Source organism: Corynebacterium kozikiae, from assembly GCF_024580965.1.
GTDB classification, from domain to species: Bacteria; Actinomycetota; Actinomycetes; order Mycobacteriales; family Mycobacteriaceae; genus Corynebacterium; species Corynebacterium kozikiae.
Map to the genome: position 1 here is coordinate 1 of NZ_JANIKJ010000052.1, position 847 is coordinate 847.

2 pseudogenes are annotated in these 847 nt (G+C 54.1%); both read left to right on the forward strand.

The window, feature by feature from the left end:
- Positions 1–118 (forward strand): annotated as a pseudogene (locus tag NQ018_RS11285) (23S ribosomal RNA methyltransferase Erm); the annotation flags it as partial.
- A gap of 164 nt (positions 119–282) precedes the next feature.
- Positions 283–700: pseudogene (locus NQ018_RS11290) on the forward strand (transposase family protein); the annotation flags it as partial.
- Between the last annotated feature and the right edge of the window lie 147 nt (positions 701–847).

An 847-nucleotide genomic window follows, 5' to 3' on the forward strand; every position in this document is an offset into this window, starting at 1 on the left:
CGACTGGATCGATCTCTTCCAGGTGACTGGTTCCTCTCTACCTCACCATCGACCCATTTCACCATCGGGAAGTAGTCAACGACCTCCTCAACGGAAAAACCGAAGCCGGCGGCGTTAATCCCCACCAAAACCGAAATCCACCAGTAGTACTAAAAGGGCTCTTCCGGTTTTAGAGTGCATTGATTAGTTCGCCGGGGGTTCGGGCGTGGCACAAGATATTGGGGTCCTTGGCTTTGTAGGAAAAAGGTATCTAATCCATCCGTACAAAACTAAGGACCTACTGTGCAGCCTAACGGAAATGTCATCGTCGATACCATCTGCCGCACCGCAAAACTAGGAACTACTATCACCGGTGCCACAGAAAACGGTGACGTCACTGTTATTGAAGCCGAACCCGTCGAGCCGATCAATGAATGCCCTACCTGCGGGCAGCCTGGAGTATTCCGCGACCACGTCATCCGCAGCCTGGTCGATCTGCCCATCGTCGGCCACCCAACAACTTCATGTGCGCCTTCCACGCTACCGGTGCACCAACAAGCGTTGCTTGCAGAAGATCTTCCGTGCTGGCCTTGCCTGCGCGCCCGACAATTCAAAGACCACGGACCAGGTGACCCACTGGATCCTGCAACGACTCTGCCTAAATCGGATGAGCGTTGCCGCTGCACCCAAGTCATTAGGCCTGGGGTGGGATATGAAGTGTCCCAGGTTTTGTTCCGTTTGATGAAACCCGTTTTTGAAACAACGTACGGAGCACAACGCACGCCGATGCCAAAGCTTCCGCAACATCGACTACCTCATCAAACCCACGACAGTGGGATTCACACCCTCAATCCCCACGCGTGCAATC